The following is a 1873-nucleotide window of genomic DNA, read 5'->3' as shown; positions in this document are numbered from 1 at the left end:
TAAGATAGAGAAGTTGCCCTTCGGGCCTGGTTGTGATGACTGGGTCGTGGGAGCATCCGATCCTTGAGAACTCAACAGCGTGCACTTGTCAAATGCCAAATTATCCTCGTCTAGCTTCGGCTGGGTGAGAATTCCTTTGGATCAAAGACCAACTCCTTTCGGGGGGTTGGCATTCGGATGAAGTCAGCAATGAATTTGTCTCTTTGGTCAGCATCAAACTCGCTGCGTCACCGTTTTCCCGGTGGGGTATGCATTTCTTTTTTACGGAGAGTTTGATCCTGGCTCAGGATGAACGCTGGCGGCGTGCTTAACACATGCAAGTCGAACGGTGAACACGGAGCTTGCTCTGTGGGATCAGTGGCGAACGGGTGAGTAACACGTGAGCAACCTGCCCCTGACTCTGGGATAAGCGCTGGAAACGGCGTCTAATACTGGATACGAGTAGCGGCCGCATGGTCAGTTACTGGAAAGATTTATTGGTTGGGGATGGGCTCGCGGCCTATCAGCTTGTTGGTGAGGTAATGGCTCACCAAGGCGTCGACGGGTAGCCGGCCTGAGAGGGTGACCGGCCACACTGGGACTGAGACACGGCCCAGACTCCTACGGGAGGCAGCAGTGGGGAATATTGCACAATGGGCGGAAGCCTGATGCAGCAACGCCGCGTGAGGGATGACGGCCTTCGGGTTGTAAACCTCTTTTAGCAGGGAAGAAGCGAAAGTGACGGTACCTGCAGAAAAAGCACCGGCTAACTACGTGCCAGCAGCCGCGGTAATACGTAGGGTGCAAGCGTTATCCGGAATTATTGGGCGTAAAGAGCTCGTAGGCGGTTTGTCGCGTCTGCTGTGAAATCCGGAGGCTCAACCTCCGGCCTGCAGTGGGTACGGGCAGACTAGAGTGCGGTAGGGGAGATTGGAATTCCTGGTGTAGCGGTGGAATGCGCAGATATCAGGAGGAACACCGATGGCGAAGGCAGATCTCTGGGCCGTTACTGACGCTGAGGAGCGAAAGGGTGGGGAGCAAACAGGCTTAGATACCCTGGTAGTCCACCCCGTAAACGTTGGGAACTAGTTGTGGGGTCCATTCCACGGATTCCGTGACGCAGCTAACGCATTAAGTTCCCCGCCTGGGGAGTACGGCCGCAAGGCTAAAACTCAAAGGAATTGACGGGGACCCGCACAAGCGGCGGAGCATGCGGATTAATTCGATGCAACGCGAAGAACCTTACCAAGGCTTGACATATACGAGAACGGGCCAGAAATGGTCAACTCTTTGGACACTCGTAAACAGGTGGTGCATGGTTGTCGTCAGCTCGTGTCGTGAGATGTTGGGTTAAGTCCCGCAACGAGCGCAACCCTCGTTCTATGTTGCCAGCACGTAATGGTGGGAACTCATGGGATACTGCCGGGGTCAACTCGGAGGAAGGTGGGGATGACGTCAAATCATCATGCCCCTTATGTCTTGGGCTTCACGCATGCTACAATGGCCGGTACAAAGGGCTGCAATACCGCGAGGTGGAGCGAATCCCAAAAAGCCGGTCCCAGTTCGGATTGAGGTCTGCAACTCGACCTCATGAAGTCGGAGTCGCTAGTAATCGCAGATCAGCAACGCTGCGGTGAATACGTTCCCGGGTCTTGTACACACCGCCCGTCAAGTCATGAAAGTCGGTAACACCTGAAGCCGGTGGCCTAACCCTTGTGGAGGGAGCCGTCGAAGGTGGGATCGGTAATTAGGACTAAGTCGTAACAAGGTAGCCGTACCGGAAGGTGCGGCTGGATCACCTCCTTTCTAAGGAGCATCTGACTCTTCGGAGTCCAGAACCCAGATCAGAGCGTTCGTCTCTGCTGGGAGCTCATGGGTGGAACATTTGACATGG

Annotated in this window: 1 rRNA gene; it reads left to right on the top strand. The window is 54.9% G+C overall.

Annotated elements, in window-relative coordinates:
- The first annotated feature begins 260 nt into the window (after positions 1-260).
- Positions 261-1785: ribosomal RNA gene (locus ASD43_RS14050) — 16S ribosomal RNA — on the top strand.
- The last annotated feature ends 88 nt before the right edge of the window (positions 1786-1873 follow it).

Source organism: Microbacterium sp. Root553, from assembly GCF_001426995.1.
In the GTDB taxonomy this organism is placed as follows: domain Bacteria; phylum Actinomycetota; class Actinomycetes; order Actinomycetales; family Microbacteriaceae; genus Microbacterium.
The sequence above is the reverse complement of the archived record's forward strand: the minus strand, read 5'-3'. Positions and strand labels throughout refer to the sequence as shown.